Below are 19,025 nucleotides of genomic sequence, written 5' to 3' on the forward strand. Positions count from 1 at the left end.
GACGCATGGGTGACATCGACGCGATCGTGGTCGGCTCGGGGCCGAACGGGCTGGCCGCGGCCGTGACGATGGCCCGTGCGGGCCTCCGGGTCGAGGTGCACGAGGGGGCCGACACGATCGGCGGCGGGAGCCGCACGGCCGAGCTCACGCTCCCCGGCTTCCACCACGACATCTGCTCCGCCGTGCACCCGATGGCGCTCGCGTCCGGGTTCTTCCGCGCGTTCCAGCTCGACCGGCGCATCGAGCTCGTCGTCCCCGAGATCTCCTACGGGCACCCGCTGGACGGCGGCGTCTCGGGCATCGCGTACCGCGACATCGACCGCACGGCCGACGCGCTCGGCGTGGACGGCCGGGCGTGGAAGCAGCTCATGGGGCCGCTCGCCGCGACCGCGGACCGCGTCGCCCAGTTCACCAACGGCCCGCTGCTGCAGGTGCCGCGGCATCCGCCGACCGCGATCCGCCTCGGCCTCCGCGCCCTCGAGCAGGGCTCGCCCGCCTGGAACGCGCGGTTCCGCGGCGACGTCGCGCCCGCCATGCTCACCGGGGTCGCCGCCCACGCGATCCAGACCATGCCGAGCGTCTCCACCGCCGCGGCCGCGCTCTCCCTCGGCGCCTACGCCCACGCGCGCGGCTGGCCGGTGCCGATCGGCGGCAGCCAGTCCATCGTCGACGCGATGGTCGACGACCTGCGGGCGCACGGCGGCGAGGTGATCACGGGATCCGAGGTCCGGAGGCTCCGCGAGCTGCCGCCCGCCCGCGCCGTGCTCCTCGACACGAGCGCCCGGGCCCTCTCGCGCATCGCGAGCGACCGCCTGCCCGCGCGCTACCTCCGCGCCCTGCGCCGCTTCCGCTACGGCAACGCCGCCTCCAAGGTCGACTTCGCGCTCTCCGGGCCCGTGCCGTGGACGGATCCCGAGCTCCGGAAGGCGGGGACGCTGCACGTGGGCGGCACGCGGGCCGAGATCCAGCGGGCCGAGCGCGACGTGGCCGCCGGGCGCCACAGCGACGACCCCTACGTGCTCGTGGCGCAGCCCTCGATCGACGACCCCGGCCGCGCGCCCGCGGGGAAGCACGTGCTCTGGGCGTACACGCACGTACCCGCGGGGTCCACGGTCGACCAGACCGAGGCGATCACGCGGCAGATCGAGCGCTTCGCCCCGGGCTTCCGCGACCTGATCCTCGCCTCGTCCAGCATCGACGCCGTCGGCATGGAGGAGCACGACCCGAACTACATCGGCGGCGACATCGCGGCCGGCGCCGCGAGCGTGTGGCAGCTGCTCGCGCGTCCCGTGCTCTCGCCGGATCCGTGGCGCACGCCCGCCGCCGGCGTCTACCTCGCGTCGAGCTCGGCGAGTCCCGGACCCGGCGTGCACGGCATGGCCGGCTACCAGGCCGCCCGGAGCGCGCTGCGGCACGAGTTCGGGATCGACCGCGGGCCCGACCTCTCGCTGTAGCAGGGCGCCCCGGCGGGCGTCGAGCCCCGCCGGCCGATTACGCGCGCCTGGACGGGCGCCGCAGACTGGAGGCATGTCCGTCACCCGCCGCCGCATGACCTGCTCCCCGTCCGACGTCGCCGAGGTGGTGGCCGACGGCTGGCTGTTCCCCTCCTGGGTCGTGGGCGCGTCCCGGATGCGGGCCGTCGACGACGCGTGGCCCGCGGTCGGCGCGCAGCTGCACCACTCCTTCGGCTCCTGGCCCGTCCTCATCGACGACGCCACCACGATCCTCGAGTGGGACGCCCCGCGCCGGATGGTCATGCAGCCGAAGGGCTGGCCGCTCGGCGAGGCGCGCGTGACCCTCGAGGTGCGGACGCTCCCCGACGGCTGCGAGGTGCGCATGACCGAGGTGGCCGTGCGCGGACCGGGGCGGCTCGTGCCGGCGCCGGTGATGGACCTGCTCCTGCACGCGCGCAACGTGGAGACGCTTCGCCGGCTCGCGTACCTGGCCGAGGGACGGCACGCGGGCCGCCGCTGATCCCCGCGCCACCCGCCTCCCCAGGCCGTCGCCTCCGCGTCACCGGAGACGACGCGCCCGCGGCCTAGGGTGGGAGGGGTGACCACCCCCACCGAGCGGCCCTGGCTGGCCAGCTACGCGCCCGACGTCCCGCACGAGATCGACCTGCCGCAGGGATCGCTCGTCGACATCGTCGACCAGTCCGTGCTCCGGTTCCCCGGGGGCACGGCGCTCGACTTCCTCGGGGCGGAGACCAGCTACCGGGAGCTCGGCGAGCGGATCGCGCGCGCCGCGCAGGGTCTGCACGACGCCGGCGTGCGCGCGGGGGACCCCGTCGCGATCGTGCTGCCGAACTGCCCGCAGCACGTCGTCGCGTTCTACGCGGTGCTGCGCCTCGGCGCGGTGGTCGTCGAGCACAACCCGCTGTACACGCCGCGCGAGCTGCAGCACCAGTTCGAGGACCACGGCGCCCGCACCGTGATCGCGTGGGACAGGTCGGTCGCCACGATCCAGGCGCTGCCCGACGGCGTGCGGCCCGAGCGCATCGTGTCGGTCGACTTGACGCGCGCGATGCCCCGCCGCACCCGGCTGCTCCTCCGCCTGCCCGTCCCGAAGGCCCGCGCGGCGCGCGCCGCGATCGCCGCGAAGGTCACGGGCACGACCACCTGGGAGCGGATCTCGGCCGCCGCGCCCCTGCCCGCCGAGCACCCGCGGCCCGTGGCGACGGACCTCGCGGTCATCCAGTACACGAGCGGCACGACGGGCGCGCCCAAGGGCGCCGAGCTCACGCACCTGAACCTCAGCGCGAACGCCGCCCAGTCCCGCGCGTGGGTGCCCACGGTCTCGCGCGGCACGAGCGTCGTCTACGCCGTGCTGCCGATGTTCCACGCCTACGGACTGACCCTCTGCCTCACCTTCGCGATGAGCATGGGCTCGCGCCTCGTGCTGTTCCCGCGCTTCGAGCCCGACCTCGTGCTGCAGGCGATCCGCCGCCACCCGCCGACCTTCCTCCCCGCCGTGCCGCCCATCTACACGCGGCTGCGCGAGGCCGCCGAGGCGCAGGGCGTCTCGCTCGAAGGCATCTCGATCTCCATCTCCGGCGCGATGGCGCTCCCCGAGTCGGTCGTCGTGCCGTGGGAGGAGCGAACCGGCGGCTGGCTCGTCGAGGGCTACGGCCTGTCGGAGTGCTCGCCCGTGCTGATGGCGAACCCCGTCGGCGACACGCGCCGCGCGGGCACGGTCGGCCTGCCGCTGCCCAACACGGAGGTGCGCGTCGTGGACCCCCAGGACCCGACCGTCGACCGGCCCGCAGGCGAGCCCGGCGAGCTGCTCGTGCGCGGACCCCAGGTGTTCCGCGGCTACCACGGCCGCCCGGACGAGACCGCCGCCGTGCTGCTCGAGGGCGGCTGGTTCCGCACGGGCGACGTGGTGACGATCGACGAGGACGGCTTCGTGCGCATCGCCGACCGGATCAAGGAGCTCATCATCTCGGGCGGGTTCAACGTCTCGCCGAGCGAGGTCGAGGACGCGGTCCGCGAGCTCCCGGGCGTGCGGGACGTCGCCGTGGTCGGGATCCCGCGCGTCGGCGGCGACGAGGAGGTCGTGGCGGCCGTGGTGCTCGAGGAGGGCGCGACGCTCGACGAGCAGGCCGCGCGGACGACGCTGCGCGGCGAGCTGGCCGCCTACAAGGTGCCGCGACGGATCGTGGTGCTCGACGAGCTGCCGACGTCGCTGCTCGGCAAGGTGCTGCGCCGGAAGGTGCGCGAGGGGATCGTCGAGGCGGAGTAGGGGCCCGGGCGTCCGCCCGGAGGCGGCGGGGCCCTAGAAGAAGTCGCCGCCGCCGAAGTCGCCGCCGCCCATGTCGGCGCGGCCGCCGAAGTCGCCGGCCCCGAAGTCGCCGCTGCCGAAGTCGCCGGCTCCCGCGTCGGCGCCGCCCACGTCGGCCGCGCCCACGTCACCCGCGTCCGCTCCGCCCGCGTCTGCGCCCCCGTCGGCACCGTCCGCGCCCGCCTGGTCCTGGCCGACCGCGTCGGGGATGAGCGCCTGCGCGATGGCCGAGCCGACCACGACGCCCGCGATGGTGCCGAGCATGGATCCGGCGATCACGCCGCCCATGCCCATCCCGGCGCCTCCGCCGCCCGCGAGGCCGCCGCGCGGGCCGAGCGTGCGCTCCAGCGTGCCGGGCGCGCGCATCTCGGAGCGCGTGGCGGAGCGGGCGAGCGACTCGGGGCGGTCGTCCACGGGCGCGTCTCCCTCGGCGGCGTCCGAGCTCAGCTGGCGGAAGAGGATCTCGCGCTGCTCCGGGGTGAGCTTGCGGAACGCCTCGATGTGGACCTCCTCGATCCTCTCCGGCGGCGCGGTGCGGAGGAGGTAGCGGTAGCGCTCGACGGCGATCTCGTCGGCGCTGCGCTCGACCGGAGCGTCGCCCGATCGACGGTCACGTCGTCCGGCGGGCTGCTCGTCGCGGCCCAGGAGCCTGTCCAGGAATCCCATGGTGGTGCCTCTCACCGGGGCCGGATCGGCGCGGGTCGCCGACCTCGTCGGCCTCCGGCCACCGTACGCCGCGGGTCCGGGAGCCCCGTGGGAGCAGGGTGCGCATCGCCTCCGCCAGCGGGGCGCGCGCCGGTGTCAGCGGTCGCCCGCGGATCCGCGCTGCTGGACCCGGCGGCGCACGGCGCGGACGACGAGCAGGAGGAGCAGGAGCCCGAGCACGCCGTACACGGCGTAGTCGAGGTACTGCGCGTACCGGTCGATCAGCTCGTACTGGCTGCCGAGGGCCGCGCCCAGGCCGATCAGGGCGCCGTTCCAGAGGCCGCTGCCGGCGATCGTGTAGAAGCTGAACGTGCCGAGGTGCATGCCGGCCGCGCCCGCGGGCAGGGAGATCAGGCTGCGGACGCCCGGCACGAGGCGGCCGAAGAACACCGCCGAGCGGCCGTGGCGGTGGAACCACGCGGCGGCCACCTCGAAGTCGTGGCGCTCCACGAGCGGCAGCTTCGCGAGCACGCGGATCGTCCGCTCCTCCCCCGCCTTCCGGCCCAGCCAGTAGAGGAGGAGGGCGCCGAGGTAGGCGCCGAGCGTGCTGGCGACGATGACGAGCACCAGGTTCATGCGGCCCGTGGCCGCGACGAAGCCCGCGAGCGGCAGCACCACCTCGCTCGGGATGGGCGGGAAGACCGTCTCGATGAACGTCATCGCGCCGACGCCCGCCTCGCCCAGCGCCTCGATCACGCGCGCCGCGGCGCCCACGAGCCCGTCGAGGCCCTGGAGCGGATCCTCGCCCGTCGCGGCGGGACGGATCCCGGCGGTCGTCGTCGGCAGGAGGGTCGGCGGCAGGAGAGCGGTCACCGGACCACGGTACCGGGCGACACCTGGGGCGCCCACGGGGGTGACGGCCGGCGGATGCCGCCGTGCTCCGCGCGGCGGCGATGCGTCCGCCCGCCCCCGCCGGGGGTCGCGTAGCGTGGTCGGGTGATGTCCCCCCTCCGCCTCCCCCGGTCCCTCCGCACCTCCGTCTCCCTCCTCGCCGCCGTCGGCCTCGTCGCGGGCCTCGGCGCCTGCACCGCCGAGGACCGGGCGCCCGAGGTGCTCCGTCCGGTGACCGCCGCGCCCGATGCGCCGCTCACCGTCGTGGGCCAGGCCGACGACTCGGACGCGTCCGTCGCCATGAGCGCCAGCCTCTTCCGCCAGGCGCCCGTCGCCGTGCTGGCGCCCGCGGGCGACCTCGCCGCCCAGGAGCTCGCGGCCGAGGCCGCGGTCGCGCTCGGCGCCCCGCTCCTCGTCCAGGGCTCGGGGGCGGAGTCCGAGATCCAGCGCCTGGGATCCTCGGGGGTGCTCGCCGTCGGCGACCTCGGGGACGACGCCACCTCCGCGCTGCCCGGCTCGACCTCGATCGTGCGGGCCGATCGCGCCGCCGACGTGGCCCGGGTGACCGGGGCCGAGATCGCGGACGCGCCCGACCAGGAACCGTCCGCCGCCGTGTCGCGCGTGGCCGCGCTCCCCGCGCCCGACGGCGACGCCGCGCCCACGCCCCCGACCGCCGGATCCGGGGACGACGCCCTCCCCGCCACCGCGCCCGCGGCCGCCCTCGCCGGGGCGCACGCGCTCGCCACCGACGCCGCGTCCTCGCTCGCCGCGGTCGCGACGGCGCGGGCCGCCGGCGTCGGCGTGACGGTCGTGCCCGAGACGTCGCCGGATCCGCGGGCCTCGGCCGACGCGGTCGCCGCGCTGCACGAGGCGGGCGCGACGAGCACCATCGCCGTCGGGGCCGCCTACGCGGACGACGCCTCGCTCGAGGGCCGCATCCGCACCGCGTCCACGGGCGACCAGCTCCCGGGAGGCGGCCAGCTCGTCCTCCCGGGCAAGCGCTACGTCGCGCTCTACGGCGCGGCCGGCACCGGCGCGCTCGGCGTGCTGGGCGAGCAGGGACCCGCGGACGCCGTCGCGCGCGCGAAGGCGCAGGCCGCCGAGTACCAGCCGTACTCCGACGAGCCCGTGATCCCCATGTTCGAGCTGATCGCCACGGTCGCCGCCGGATCCGCGGGCCCCGACGGCGACTACTCCTCCGAGGTCCCCGTCGAGACGCTGCAGCCCTGGATCGACGCCGCCCGGGACGCCGGCGTCTACGTCGTCATCGACCTCCAGCCCGGCCGCACCGACTTCCTCACGCAGGCGAAGCGCTACGCGTCGGTGCTCGCGCAGCCGGGGGTCGGCCTCGCGCTCGATCCCGAGTGGCGGATGGGCCCCGACCAGGTGCCGCTCAAGCAGATCGGCAGCGTCTCCGCGGCCGAGGTCGACGCCACGACCGACTGGCTCGCCGGCGTCGTGCGCGAGAAGGGTCTCCCGCAGAAGATGCTCGTGCTGCACCAGTTCCGGCTCAGCATGATCCAGGACCGCGCGTCGCTCGACATGGACCACCCCGAGCTCGCGATGCTCGTCCATGCCGACGGGCAGGGCGGGCAGCCCGACAAGCAGGCGACCTGGCGGGCCCTGCACGCGGACGCGCCGGCCGGGATGGCCTGGGGCTGGAAGAACTTCATCGACGAGGACACGCCGATGCTCACGCCGGAGCAGACCATGCGCGAGGTCTCCCCCGTGCCGGACCTCGTCACCTACCAGTAGCCGCGACCCGCGTGGGCGTCAGGACTCGGTGACGACGCCCGCGTCCACGTGCCAGTGCCGGTCGAGGCGCACGGCGTCGAGCATGCGGCGGTCGTGCGTGACGAGCAGGAGCGTGCCGTCGTAGGAGTCGAGCGCCTGCTCGAGCTGCTCGATGGCGGGCAGGTCGAGGTGGTTGGTCGGCTCGTCGAGCACCAGCAGGTTGACCCCGCGCGCCTGGAGGAGCGCGAGGCCCGCGCGCGTGCGCTCGCCCGGCGAGAGGCCGTCGACCGGACGCGTGACGTGGTCGGCGCGCAGGCCGAACTTCGCCAGCAGCGTGCGGACCTCGGCGGGCGAGAGATCCGGCACCTGCTCGGCGAAGGACTCGGCGAGGGGCAGCTCGCCGCGCAGCGACTGACGGGCCTGGTCGATCTCGCCGACCTGCACGCTGCGCCCGGGCGAGGCGTCGCCGGCGTCGGGCGCGATGCGGCCGAGGATCAACCCGAGCAGCGTCGACTTGCCGGCGCCGTTCGGCCCCGTGATCCCGATGCGGTCGCCGCCGTCGACCTGGAGCGACACGGGACCGAGGGTGAAGCCGCCGCGCGTCACGGTCGCCTCCCGCAGCGTCGCGACCACCGCGCTCGAGCGGGGCGCCTGCCCGATGGTGAAGGCGAGCTCCCACTCCTTCCGCGGCTCCTCGACCTCCTCCAGGCGCGCGATGCGGCTCTCCATCTGGCGGACCTTCTGGCCCTGCTTCTCGCTGGACTCGACCGCGGCCTTGCGGCGGATCTTGTCGTTGTCGGGCGACTTCCGCATGGCGTTGCGGACGCCCTGCGACGACCACTCGCGCTGCGTGCGGGCGCGGGAGACGAGGTCCGCCTTGGTGTCGGCGAACTGCTCGTACGCCTCGCGCGCGTGACGACGGGCGACCTGCCGCTCCTCGAGGAACGCGTCGTAGCCGCCCTCGTAGACGCGCACGCTGTCCTGCGCGAGGTCGAGCTCGACCACGGTCGTGACGCAGCGGGCGAGGAACTCGCGGTCGTGCGACACGAGCACGACGCCGCCGCGGAGGCCGCGGACGAAGGACTCGAGGCGCGCGAGGCCGTCGAGGTCGAGGTCGTTGGTGGGCTCGTCGAGGAGCACGACGTCGAAGCGGCTGAGGAGGAGCGCCGCGAGGGCCACTCGGGCGGCCTGGCCGCCGGAGAGGCCCGCGGTGGGGAGCTCCGGATCGAGGTCGAGCCCGAGCTCCGCGAGCGTCACGGGCAGGCGCTCGTCGAGGTCGGCCGCGCCGCTCGCCATCCAGCGGTCGAGCGTCGTCCCGTACGCGTCGTCCGCGCCGGGCAGTCCCTCGCCGAGCGCGACGGCCGTGCGATCCAGCTCGGCCGAGGCCTCGGCGCAGCCCGTGCGGCGGGCGACGTAGCCGGCGACCGTCTCGCCCGGGATCCTCTCGTGCTCCTGCGGCAGCCAGCCGATGAACGCGTCGGCGGGCGAGAGCAGCACGCGGCCGTCCTGCGGCGCGTCGACGCCCGCGAGGAGCCGCAGCAGCGTGCTCTTGCCTGCGCCGTTCGCGCCGACGAGGCCGACGACGTCCCCGGGCGCGACCGTGAGGTCGAGCCCGGAGAACAGCGTGCGGTGCCCGTGGCCTCCGGCGAGGCCGCGGGCGACGAGGGTCGCGGTCACGAGGCCTGCGCGCGCTCGAGCACGAGCTCGCGGACGCGGGCCGCGTCCGCCTGGCCGCGCATGGCCTTCATCACGGCGCCGATGACGGCGCCGGCGGCCTGCACCTTGCCGTCGCGGATCTTCGCGAGCACGTCGGGCTGCGCCTGCAGCGCCGCGTCGATCGCCTCGATGAGCGGGCCGTCGTCGGACACGACCGCGAGCCCGCGGGCGTCCACGACCTCCTGCGCCGTGCCTTCGCCGTCGATGACGCCCTCGATCACGTCGCGCGCGAGGCGGTTCGTCAGCGTGCCGGCCTCGACCAGCTCGATGACGGACGCGACCTGCGCGGGGCTGATGAGCGTCGCCGCGTCCACACCGCGCGCGTTCGCGATGCGGGCGATCTCGCCCGTCCACCACTTGCGCGCCGTCTGCGGGGCGGCCCCGGCCTCGACCGTGTCCACCAGCTCGGTGAGGAGCCCGGAGTTCACGACGTCCTGGAACTCGAGGTCGGTGAAGCCCCACTCGGCCTTGAGGCGACGGCGGCGGATCGCGGGCGCCTCGGGCAGGGCCGCCCGCAGCTCCTCGATCAGCTCGGCGCTCGGCTGCACGGGCAGCAGGTCGGGCTCCGGGAAGTAGCGGTAGTCGTCGGCGTCGCTCTTCGGGCGGCCAGCCGAGGTGCGGCCGGTGTCCTCGTGCCAGTGCCGTGTCTCCTGCGTGATCGTGCCGCCGGACGCGAGGATCGCCGCCTGGCGCTGGATCTCGTAGCGGATCGCGCGCTCGACGCTGCGGAGCGAGTTGACGTTCTTCGTCTCCGTGCGGGTGCCGAGCTTCCCGGATCCGCGCGGGCTCAGCGAGATGTTCGCGTCGCAGCGCAGGTTGCCGCGCTCCATCTTCGCGTCGGAGATGCCGAGCGCCACGACGATGTCGCGGATGGTCGACACGTACGCCTTCGCGAGCTCGGGGGCCTCGGCCTCCGCGCCGTAGATGATGTCGGTGACGATCTCCACGAGCGGCACTCCGGCGCGGTTGTAGTCGACCAGCGAGTGGTCGGCGCCCTGGATGCGGCCCGTCGCACCGCCCACGTGCGTGAGCTTCCCGGCGTCCTCCTCCATGTGCGCGCGCTCGATCGGCACCGTGACGATGCGGCCGTCGGGCATCTCGACCTCGACGGAGCCGCGGAACGCTATGGGCTCGTCGAACTGGCTGATCTGGTAGTTCTTCGCGAGGTCCGGGTAGAAGTAGTTCTTCCGGGCGAAGCGCGAGCTGGGCGCGATCTCGCAGCCGAGCGCGAGGCCCAGGCTGATCGAGTAGCGCACCGCCTGCTCGTTCACCACGGGCAGCGAGCCCGGGAGACCCAGGTCGACCGGCGTGATGTTGGTGTTGGGCTCGCCGCCGAAGAAGTTCGGGGCGTCGGAGAACATCTTCGTGCGCGTGTTCAGCTCCACGTGCACCTCGAACCCGAGCACGGGCTCGAACATCTCGATGGCCTTGTCGTAGTCCATCAGCTCGGCCTTGGCCATCAGTGCGTGTCTCCGTCCGTGGTGCGGCGCGCGGCGCGCGCGAGCTCGGGTGCCTGGGCGAGCAGGGGTCCGCCCCACTGCCGCTCGAGGATCCCCTCGAGCGCGGCGCCGACCGTGTAGAGGCGCGCGTCCTCGCGGGCGGGCGCCATGAACTGGATCCCGACGGGCAGGCCGTCCTCGGGCGCGAGCCCGATGGGGAGGCCGATGCCGGGGACGCCCGCGAGGTTCGCGGGGATCGTGGTGAGGTCGTTGAGGTACATCGCCAGTGGGTCGTCGAGCTTCTCGCCGAGCTTGAACGCCGTGGTGGGCGCCGACGGGGTGACCAGCACGTCGACCTGCTGGAACGCGGCGTCGAAGTCGCGCTGGATCAGCGTGCGCACCCGCTGCGCGCTGCCGTAGTACGCGTCGTAGTAGCCGGCGCTCAGCGCGTACGTGCCGAGGATGATGCGGCGCTTGACCTCGGGGCCGAAGCCGGCCTCGCGGGTCGCCGCCATGACGTCCTCGACGGTGCCGCCGCCGGGCGGGTTCACGCGGAGGCCGAAGCGCACCGAGTCGAACTTGGCGAGGTTGCTCGACGCCTCCGCGGGGAGGATCAGGTAGTACGCGGCGATGGCGTGCTCGAAGTTCGGGGCGGAGACCTCGACGATCTCGGCGCCCGCCTGCTCGAGGAGGTCGAGCGCCTCGCGGAAGCGCTGCGTGACGCCGGCCTGGAAGCCCTCGCCGTCGAGCTGCTTCACGACGCCGATGCGGAGCCCCTTCACGGATCCCTCGCGCTGCCCGGCCCGCGCGGCGTCCGCGAACGACGGCCACGCGTCGGGGAGCGACGTGGAGTCGCGCGGGTCGTGCCCGCCGATGACGTCGTGCACGAGCGCCGAGTCGAGCACCGTGCGGGACACGGGGCCGACCTGGTCGAGGCTGGAGGCGAGCGCGATCGCGCCGTAGCGGCTGACGCCGCCGTAGGTCGGCTTGACGCCGACGGATCCGGTGACGGCGGCGGGCTGGCGGATGGATCCGCCGGTGTCGGAGCCGAGCGCGACGGGCGCCTCGAACGCGGCGACCGCGGCCGCGGATCCGCCGCCCGAGCCGCCGGGGATGCGGTCGAGGTCCCACGGGTTGTGCGTGGCGCCGAAGGCGGAGTGCTCGGTGGAGGAGCCCATCGCGAACTCGTCCATGTTGGTCTTGCCGAGCGGCACGAGGCCGGCGGCGCGGAGGCGCTGGACGACGGTGGCGTCGTACGGCGGGGTCCAGCCCTCGAGCATGCGCGAGCCCGCGGTGGACGGCATGTCGATGGTGCAGAGCACGTCCTTGATCGCGATGGGCACGCCCGCGAGCGGCCCGAGCGGGGCGCCGTCGGCGCGCTGCGCGTCGATCTCCGCGGCGCGCCCGAGCGCGCGCTCACCGGAGACGTGGAGGAACGCGTGGACGTCGCCGTCGACGTGGTCGATGCGGTCGAGGTGCGCGCGCACGGCGTCGACGCTGGAGACCTCGCGGGAGGCGAGGCGGTCGGCGAGGTCGGCGGCGCTGAGGCGCGTGAGGTCGTCGGTCATGGTGCTCCTACTGCTCTTCGCCGAGGATCGCCGACACCTTGAAGCGGGATCCGTCGTGCTCGGGTGCGCCCGCGAGCGCCTGGGCGGTGGTCAGCGTCTCCCCCGGCACGTCGGGCCGGTACACGTTCACGAGCGGGATCGGGTGGCTCGTGGCCGGCACGTCCGGCCCCGCGACCGCGGTGACCTTCGCGACGGACTCGACGATGAGGCCGAGCTCGGTCGTGAGCTGGTCGATCTCCTCGGCGCTCAGGCGGATGCGCGCGAGGCCGGCGAGGTGCTCCACCTGCTCCCGGCTGATCTGCTCCGTGGGGGTCGGCGCCTGGGGGGTCTCGTCCCCGCTGGTCGCGTCGGCGGTCTCGGGCCGGGTGTCGGGCATGCGTCTCCAAAGGACTGTGTGCGGGGGTACCGGGAGATTCTATTAGCGTGACCACCATGCCCACCGCCGCCCGGATCCCCGCCCGCCGCCGATCCGGAGGCCCTCGCTCCGCCGCCGTCGCCGCCGTCGCCGCGCTGGCCCTCGTGCCGCTCGCCGGGTGCGCGCCCGTCAGCGACGTGCGCGGGAACTGGCACCTGGTGTCCGGATCCGACTCCGCGGGCGACCTCGGCGTCGGCGACACGCTCATCACCATGCGCGTCGGCGGCGGCGAGGTCAGCGGACGCGGCCCGTGCAACGACTACTCGGGGCGCATCGGCGCGCGCGGCGACGGCATGCTCGGCGGGCTCGCCCCGGGCGCGCTCCCGTGCGAGGACGGGGGCCTCGAGGCGCGCTACTTCCAGGACCTCGCCTCGGTGTCGTCGCTCGAGGTGGACGACGGCCACCTCGTCGCCACCGGCCCCGACGAGGTGCGGCTGGAGTACGCCGAGCGCAGCCGCGGCTGACCGCGGTGCCCGTTACTGGGCGCTGGCGTCCGCGAGGATGTCGCGCACGGCCCGGCGGTCGATGCCGATGAGCGCGAGGTTGCGGAAGGACTCCGTGCCGCGGTCGAAGTAGCTGTTGTGCCCGACGACGCCCGCGAGGGATCCGTCGGCCGAGACGCCCGAGGCCGCACCCGTGCCGCCGACCCCGAAGTGCTCGGCGCCGAACGACGCGCTGCCCGGGTCCGAGCCGAAGTACGACGACCCGATCACCGGATCCCCCGGCGCCTCGCCCACGAACACGCGCCCGGCGGGCACGTCCAGCTCGCCCGCGTCGCGGACGGCGCCGCCCGGGGACCCGACCATTGCCAGGGCGTCGACGGACGCCCGGCCGCTCGAGAGCGCGAGCAGCGCCGCCGTCGACCCGTAGGAGTGCGCGATGACGGTGAGGTACGGCGGGTCGTCGCGGCGCAGGCCCTGTATCCCCTGGATCGCGCCCTCGAGGTACTGCGCGCCCTCGTGCGCGAGGTCGAGGGAGCCGATCCCCAGGAGGTCGGGCGTGCGGTAGCCGATCCAGGCGATGGTCGCGACGCCGCCCGCGCCCGCGCCCGCACCGAGCAGCGTCGTCTGCTGCTGCTGGAGGCGCGCGGCGACGTCCGTCCAGTCGACCAGGCGGTCGGTCACGGAGTAGAACATGCCGGGCACGACGATCGAGACGTACGCCGCCGTGTCGAGGTCGCCCAGCACGACGCCGGCGCGTCCCGGCCACGTCGTGTCGAGCGTGAGCAGCGACCGCGCGGGCCCGCCCGCCGCGGGCTCCAGCGCGCGACGCACCTCGACGAGCATGTCCATGTCCCGCCCGAGCTCCTGCTGCGCACCGCGCCCGGGCGTCGTGGCGGCCCGGGCGTGCAGCTCGCGCTCGCGCTGGTCGAGGAGGCGGCGGTTGGCGGCGTCGCGCTCGATCACGGGGATCCCCTCCAGGTTGCCCACGAGCTCGGGGATCCCCTCCGCCAGCTCGAGGCGCTCCGCCTGCGCGAGGCCCGACCACCAGGCGGCGACGCCGGACACGGAGGGCGGACGGCGGATGAGATCCCGGATCGTCGCGGGGATGGCGCGCGCGAGCCGGCGGAGCTCCGGCACGTCGAGCGCGGGCAGCGCGCCCAGGAGCGCGACGGGGGCCGTGTCGCGGAGCGCCCGGTCGGAGACGTCCTCGTCACGGAGCTGCTGGACCACGCGCGCGGGGCTCGGCAGGTGCGCGCCCGTGGTCGGATCCGCCGCGTCCGGCCCGGCGAGGACCGCGGGCGGACGCGTCGCCGCGACGGCAGGGGCCGCGGGTGCCACGAGCGCCCCGACCAGCGCGCATGCGATGGCCGAGGCGGTGAGCAGCGCGCGCACGCGAGTCGTCACGGTTCAGATCCCCCAGAAAGCGGCGTGGGGAGGGCCGGCGCCCGAGGTCGGCGCGCCCCGCGCCGACGCGTGGCTCCATGGTATCGGCGCGGGGTGTCGGGCGGGAGGCCCGATCAGGGGGTGATCGCGGGATCTCCCGGCTCGGCCGCGGCGTCGGTCGCGGTCGCGGGATCCGCCTCGGCCGGGGTCTTCCGCTTCCGGGGGCGCTTCGGCGCCGGAGTGGTGGCCTCCGCGATCTCGCCGTCCGGCGCGGGCTCCGCGGCAGCGGCATTCGGCGCGGGATCCGCGTCCGGCAGCGCGATGGCGTCGGGCCCCTCCTCCACGAGCAGGCGGAACTCGGCCGCGTCGATGATCCGCACGCCGAGCGCCTCCGCCTTGCCGAGCTTCGAGCCCGCGCCGGGGCCAGCCGCGACGTAGTGCGTCTTCTTGCTGACGCTGGATCCGGCCTTGCCGCCCGCCGCCATGATGGCCTCGAGCGCGCCCTCGCGGGTGTAGCCCTCGAGCGATCCCGTGGCCACGACCGTGAGGCCGGCGAGCACGCCGCCCGCGGCGGCCGCGGCACCCGGACCGGGGTGGCCCGGCACCGCCGTGACGACGCCCGCCCTCTCCCAGCGCTCGACGATCTCGCGGTGCCAGTCGACCTCGAACCAGTCGAGGAGCGCGTCGGCGATGATGCCGCCCACGCCGTCGACCGCGGCCAGCTCCTCGCGGCTGGCGGAGCGGATCGCGTCGAGCGAGCCGAACCAGCCGGCCAGCGCGCGCGCCGCGACCGGGCCGACGTGCCGGATGCTCAGCGCCACGAGGATGCGCCACAGGTCCTGGGTCTTCGCCTTCTCCAGGTTCTCGAGCAGCACCTCAGCGGACTTCGACGGGACGCTGTCCTCGTCGCCCCACGGCGCCGCGGGATCGAAGGCGCCGTCGCGCTTCGGGGCGCGCTTGCGCCGGAACGGCGTGACGCGCTTGGCCTCGCCCGTCTTCTCGTCGACCTTCACCATGCCCGTCTCGGCGTCGCGCACGACCACGGTGATGGGCACGAGGTCGGCCATCGTCAGCTCGAACAGGCCCGCCTCGGTCTCGAGCGGCGGATCCTCCGGCTCGAGCGGCTGGGTGAGCGCGGCGGCGGCGACCTCGCCGAGGCCCTCGATGTCGAGCGCACCGCGCGAGGCGACGTGCTCGACGCGACCGCGCACCTGCGCCGGGCAGCTGCGAGCGTTCGGGCAGCGGAGGTCGATGTCGCCCTCCTTGGCGGGCCTCAGCGGCGTCTGGCACTCGGGGCAGAGCGTGGGCATGACGAACTCGCGCTCGGTGCCGTCGCGCAGCTCGACGACCGGGCCGAGCACCTCGGGGATGACGTCGCCGGCCTTGCGCAGCACGACCGTGTCGCCGATGAGCACGCCCTTGGCCTTCACGACCTGCTGGTTGTGCAGCGTGGCCTGGCGCACCTCGGATCCGGCGACCTCGACCTTCTCCATGACCGCGAACGGCGTGGCGCGGCCGGTGCGGCCGACGCTCACGACGATGTCGAGGAGCGTCGTGTTGACCTCCTCGGGCGGGTACTTGTAGGCCGTGGCCCAGCGCGGAGCGCGGCTCGTGGCGCCGAGCTCCTCGTGGAGCCCCAGGTCGTCGACCTTGATGACGACGCCGTCGATCTGGTGCTCGACCTCGGCGCGGTGGGCGCCGTGGCGTCGCACGAACGCCGTGACGTCGGCGATGTCGTCGAACACGCGGAAGTGCGTGGAGATGGGCAGACCCCACTTCTCCAGCAGCCCGTAGACCTCGGACTGCGCGGACACGTGGGCGTCGCGCTCGAGCTCCCGGACGGGCCACGCGCCGATGCCGTGCACGAGCATGCGGAGGCGGCGGATGCGCGCGTGCATGAGCTCGAGGCGCGCGGGGCTCTTGCCCTCCTCCTTCTGGCGCAGGGATCCGGCGGCGGCGTTGCGCGGGTTCGCGAACACGCGCTCCCCCACCTCCAGCTGCCGGGCGTTGAGCTCGTCGAACTCGGCGACGGGGAAGAAGATCTCGCCGCGCACCTCGACGAGCGGCGGGTGCCCGGATCCGGCGAGCCGCTCGGGGACGGTGCCCATCGTGAGGACGTTCTGCGTCACGTCCTCGCCGACGACCCCGTCTCCGCGGGTGGCCGCCGTGACGAGGACGCCGTGCTCGTAGCGGAGGTTGATGGCGAGCCCGTCGATCTTGAGCTCGCTCAGGTAGCGGACGCGGCCGCTGCCCGCGTCGCGCTCGACCTTGGCGGCCCACTCGGCCAGCTCCTCCTCGCTGAAGACGTTGTCGAGGCTGAGCATGCGCTCGGCGTGCGTGACGGGCGCGAAGAGCGTCGTCTCCGCGCGGCCGCCGACGGTCTGCGTGGGGCTGTCCTGGCTGCGGAGCGTGGGGTACGCCTCCTCGAGCGCCTCGAGCTCGCGCACGAGCGCGTCGTACTCGGCGTCGCTGAGCGTGCTCGCGTCCGCCCCGTAGTACTCGTCGCGGTGGCGCTCGATCTCGGCGCGGAGCGCGTCCACCCGGGCGGACGCGGCCTCGAGGTCGGCGGGGGTGGTGGCGGGGACCGCGTCATCCGCGGCGGGCGAGGCGGTGGCGGTGTCGCTCATGCGCGCGTCACTCCCCCGCGGCCGCGCCGACGAGGGCGGCGTCGCGCATGGGCGGCCGGGCATCCGGCACGGCGCTCACGGCGCGGTCGATGGTGACCTGGCCGAGCACGCGCGTGCCGGCGTAGACGACGGCGGTCTGTCCGGGGGCGACGCCGATGAGGGGGTCACGCGGGGTGATCACGAGCTGCATGCTCCCATCGACCTCCGACACCGCCGCGCGCGCGGGCACGGGGTCGGCGTGGGCGCGGATCTGCACGTCGCAGTCGAAGGGCTGGTCCGGCCGCGTCGGAGGGGTGCCGGCCCAGGTGTAGGAGGATCCGGCGATCTCGCGGATCGCCAGCGCCTCCTGCGGGCCGACCACGACGGTGTTGTCCTTCGGCCGGATCTCCAGCACGAACCGCGGCCGCCCGTCGGGCGCCGGCGTGCCGATCGCGAGGCCCTTGCGCTGCCCGACCGTGAAGGCCGCCGCGCCCTCGTGCGTGCCGATCGCGTTGCCCTCGCCGTCGAGGATGTCGCCCGGCTCCGCGCCCACGCGGTCGGCGAGCCAACCGCGGGTGTCGCCGTCGGGGATGAAGCAGATGTCGTGGCTGTCGGGCTTCTGCGCGACCTGGATCCCGCGCGCCTGGGCCTCGGCGCGCACCTCGGCCTTGGAGGGCGTGGATCCGAGCGGGAAGTACGAGTGCGCGATCTGCTCGGCCGTGAGCACGCCCAGCACGTACGACTGGTCCTTGGCCCACGCGGCCGCGCGGTGCAGCTCGGGCTGGCCGTCGGGCCCCGGGATCACGTCGGCGTAGTGGCCCGTGCAGACGGCGTCGAAGCCCAGGTCGAGCGCCTTCTCGAGGAGGGCCGCGAACTTGATCCGCTCGTTGCAGCGCATGCAGGGGTTCGGGGTGCGGCCGGCCTGGTACTCGGCGACGAAGTCGTCGACGACGTCGGCCGCGAAGCGCTCGGAGAAGTCCCACACGTAGAACGGGATGCCGAGCAGGTCGGCCGTGCGGCGCGCGTCCATCGAGTCCTCGATGGTGCAGCAGCCGCGGGATCCGGTGCGGAGCGTCCCCGGCATGCGGCTCAGCGCGAGGTGCACGCCCGTCACGTCGTGCCCGGCCTCCACGGCGCGGGCGGCGGCCACGGCGGAGTCGACTCCGCCACTCATCGCTGCGAGGATCTTCACCCCGTGAGCCTACGCGCCGCGCGGCCCGCGAGGCCCGCCCGGGAGGCGCGCGCGACGGCGTCGGGCAGCGCCTGGAGGAGCGCGTCGACGTCGGCGTCGGTGGTGGTGCGGCCGAGCGTGAAGCGGAGCGCGCCGCGGGCCTCGTCCTCCGGGATGCCCATGCCGAGGAGCACGTGCGACACCTCGGGCACGCCGGCCTGGCACGCGGATCCCGTGCTCACCGAGACGCCCGCCATGTCGAGCAGGAGCAGGAGCGAGTCGCCCTGGCAGCCGGCGAAGGTGAGGTGCGCGTTGCCGGGGAGGCGGCCCGCGGGATCGGGGTCGCCGCGGAGGACCGCGCCGGGGACGTCGCGCAGCGCGGACTCGACGAGGCGGTCGCGCAGGCGTGCCACGCGCACCGCCTCGGACTCCAGCTCGGCGACGGCGAGGGTCACGGCCGTGGCGAACGCGACCGCGGAGGCGGCGTCCTGCGTGCCCGAGCGCACCTGCCGCTGCTGGCCGCCGCCGTGGATCTGCGGATCCACCGTCGCCTGCCGCGCGAGCACGAGCGCGCCGCTGCCGACGGGCCCGCCGACCTTGTGCGCCGAGACGCTCACGGCCGCGACGCCCGCCTCGCGCCAGCGCCGGAACGGCACCGGCATGTGCCCGAGCGCCGCGACCGCGTCGACGTGCACGGGCACGCCGTGCGCCCGGGCGAGGGCCGCGAGCTCCTCGACGGGCTGGATCGTGCCGACCTCGTTGCTCGCGGCGAGGAACGTGAGGAGGGAGACCGATCCGGGGTCCGCCGCGAGCGCGGCGGCGACCGCGTCGACCCGGATGCGCCCGAGCGCGTCGAGGGGGAGCCGCTCCACGCGGGCGCCGCGGTGCTCCAGCCACTCGACCGTGTCGACCGTGGCGTGGTGCTCGCCGTCGGGCACGAGGATGCGCGTGCGCCGGGGATCCGCCGCGCCGCGCGCGCCGTGCAGCCCCTTGATGCCGAGGTTCACCGACTCGGTGCCGCCGGAGGTGAGCACGACCTCGACCGGATCCGCGTCGAGCGCCCGGGCGATGGCCTCGCGCGCCTCCTCCAGCACGCGCCGGGCCTCCTGGCCGTGCGAGTGGATGGAGGACGGGTTCCCCACCAGGGTCAACGCCCCGGCGAGCGCCGCGATCGCCTCCGGCCGCATGGGGGTCGTGGCCGCGTGGTCCAGGTAGACCGTCATGCCCCTACCCT

General features: G+C 75.1%; 15 protein-coding genes. 5 read left to right on the forward strand and 10 right to left on the reverse strand.

Annotated elements, in window-relative coordinates; genetic code table 11:
• Positions 1-5: 5 nt before the first annotated feature.
• The 3 genes from B5P21_RS10065 to B5P21_RS10075 all read left to right on the forward strand — a co-directional run bounded on the left by B5P21_RS10065 (position 6) and on the right by B5P21_RS10075 (position 3,741).
• On the forward strand, positions 6-1,454 hold the full coding sequence (locus tag B5P21_RS10065; protein WP_045527609.1) for a phytoene desaturase family protein: 1,449 nt from the start codon (positions 6-8) through the stop codon (positions 1,452-1,454).
• A gap of 73 nt (positions 1,455-1,527) precedes the next feature.
• Positions 1,528-1,974 (forward strand): SRPBCC family protein, encoded by a 447-nt coding sequence (locus B5P21_RS10070; protein ID WP_045527607.1) that lies wholly within the window; start codon positions 1,528-1,530, stop codon positions 1,972-1,974.
• A 78-nt stretch (positions 1,975-2,052) separates the two neighbouring features.
• Complete coding sequence (locus B5P21_RS10075) at positions 2,053-3,741, forward strand: long-chain-fatty-acid--CoA ligase (RefSeq protein ID WP_045527605.1); 1,689 nt, start codon at positions 2,053-2,055, stop codon at positions 3,739-3,741.
• Between the two features lie 33 nt (positions 3,742-3,774).
• Here the strand turns inward: B5P21_RS10075 and B5P21_RS10080 are convergent, their stop codons facing one another.
• Positions 3,775-4,446: a hypothetical protein gene (locus tag B5P21_RS10080; RefSeq protein ID WP_045527604.1), complete on the reverse strand. Its 672-nt coding sequence runs from the start codon at positions 4,444-4,446 to the stop codon at positions 3,775-3,777.
• 135 nt (positions 4,447-4,581) lie between these two features.
• Positions 4,582-5,298, reverse strand: coding sequence for a DedA family protein (locus B5P21_RS10085; protein WP_094171100.1), 717 nt, complete (start codon positions 5,296-5,298; stop codon positions 4,582-4,584).
• 126 nt (positions 5,299-5,424) lie between these two features.
• Here B5P21_RS10085 and B5P21_RS10090 point away from each other — a divergent pair, with 126 nt between their 5' ends.
• Complete coding sequence (locus tag B5P21_RS10090) at positions 5,425-7,071, forward strand: hypothetical protein (RefSeq protein ID WP_246865322.1); 1,647 nt, start codon at positions 5,425-5,427, stop codon at positions 7,069-7,071.
• 18 nt (positions 7,072-7,089) lie between these two features.
• Here the strand turns inward: B5P21_RS10090 and B5P21_RS10095 are convergent, their stop codons facing one another.
• The 4 genes from B5P21_RS10095 to gatC are packed head-to-tail and all read right to left on the reverse strand — an operon-like array spanning position 7,090 to position 12,149.
• Positions 7,090-8,727: an ABC-F family ATP-binding cassette domain-containing protein gene (locus tag B5P21_RS10095; RefSeq protein WP_045527600.1), complete on the reverse strand. Its 1,638-nt coding sequence runs from the start codon at positions 8,725-8,727 to the stop codon at positions 7,090-7,092.
• Positions 8,724-10,226: an Asp-tRNA(Asn)/Glu-tRNA(Gln) amidotransferase subunit GatB gene (gene gatB, locus B5P21_RS10100; protein ID WP_045527596.1), complete on the reverse strand. Its 1,503-nt coding sequence runs from the start codon at positions 10,224-10,226 to the stop codon at positions 8,724-8,726. The genes B5P21_RS10095 and gatB overlap by 4 nt, the downstream gene beginning before the upstream one ends.
• A complete protein-coding gene (gatA, locus tag B5P21_RS10105) occupies positions 10,226-11,773 on the reverse strand; it encodes an Asp-tRNA(Asn)/Glu-tRNA(Gln) amidotransferase subunit GatA (RefSeq protein ID WP_045527595.1) in 1,548 nt (515 codons plus the stop codon). The genes gatB and gatA overlap by 1 nt, the downstream gene beginning before the upstream one ends.
• 7 nt (positions 11,774-11,780) lie before the next feature.
• Complete coding sequence (gatC, locus tag B5P21_RS10110; protein WP_045527594.1) at positions 11,781-12,149, reverse strand: Asp-tRNA(Asn)/Glu-tRNA(Gln) amidotransferase subunit GatC; 369 nt, start codon at positions 12,147-12,149, stop codon at positions 11,781-11,783.
• Positions 12,150-12,205: 56 nt separating this feature from the next.
• On the opposite strand from gatC, the gene B5P21_RS10115 reads away from it, so the two are divergent.
• Positions 12,206-12,652 carry an META domain-containing protein gene (locus tag B5P21_RS10115; protein WP_236688829.1) on the forward strand — a complete coding sequence of 149 codons (447 nt, stop codon included), beginning with the start codon at positions 12,206-12,208 and terminating at the stop codon, positions 12,650-12,652.
• Positions 12,653-12,664: 12 nt separating this feature from the next.
• Here B5P21_RS10115 and B5P21_RS10120 read toward each other — a convergent pair whose 3' ends face one another.
• The 4 genes from B5P21_RS10120 to B5P21_RS10135 all read right to left on the reverse strand — a co-directional run bounded on the left by B5P21_RS10120 (position 12,665) and on the right by B5P21_RS10135 (position 19,014).
• Entirely contained in the window at positions 12,665-14,035 is a 1,371-nt protein-coding gene (locus B5P21_RS10120) for an alpha/beta hydrolase (RefSeq protein WP_045527590.1), read from the reverse strand.
• A 113-nt stretch (positions 14,036-14,148) separates the two neighbouring features.
• Entirely contained in the window at positions 14,149-16,641 is a 2,493-nt protein-coding gene (ligA, locus tag B5P21_RS10125) for an NAD-dependent DNA ligase LigA (protein ID WP_052663185.1), read from the reverse strand.
• Between the two features lie 7 nt (positions 16,642-16,648).
• Positions 16,649-17,812, reverse strand: a complete 1,164-nt coding sequence (gene mnmA, locus B5P21_RS10130) for a tRNA 2-thiouridine(34) synthase MnmA (RefSeq protein ID WP_172457218.1) — start codon at positions 17,810-17,812, stop codon at positions 16,649-16,651.
• Positions 17,809-19,014, reverse strand: a complete 1,206-nt coding sequence (locus B5P21_RS10135) for a cysteine desulfurase family protein (RefSeq protein ID WP_045527587.1) — start codon at positions 19,012-19,014, stop codon at positions 17,809-17,811. Before B5P21_RS10135 ends, mnmA begins: the two co-directional genes overlap by 4 nt.
• Positions 19,015-19,025: the final 11 nt, after the last annotated feature.

Origin of the sequence: Clavibacter michiganensis subsp. insidiosus, from assembly GCF_002240565.1 — a bacterium.
In the GTDB taxonomy this organism is placed as follows: domain Bacteria; phylum Actinomycetota; class Actinomycetes; order Actinomycetales; family Microbacteriaceae; genus Clavibacter; species Clavibacter insidiosus.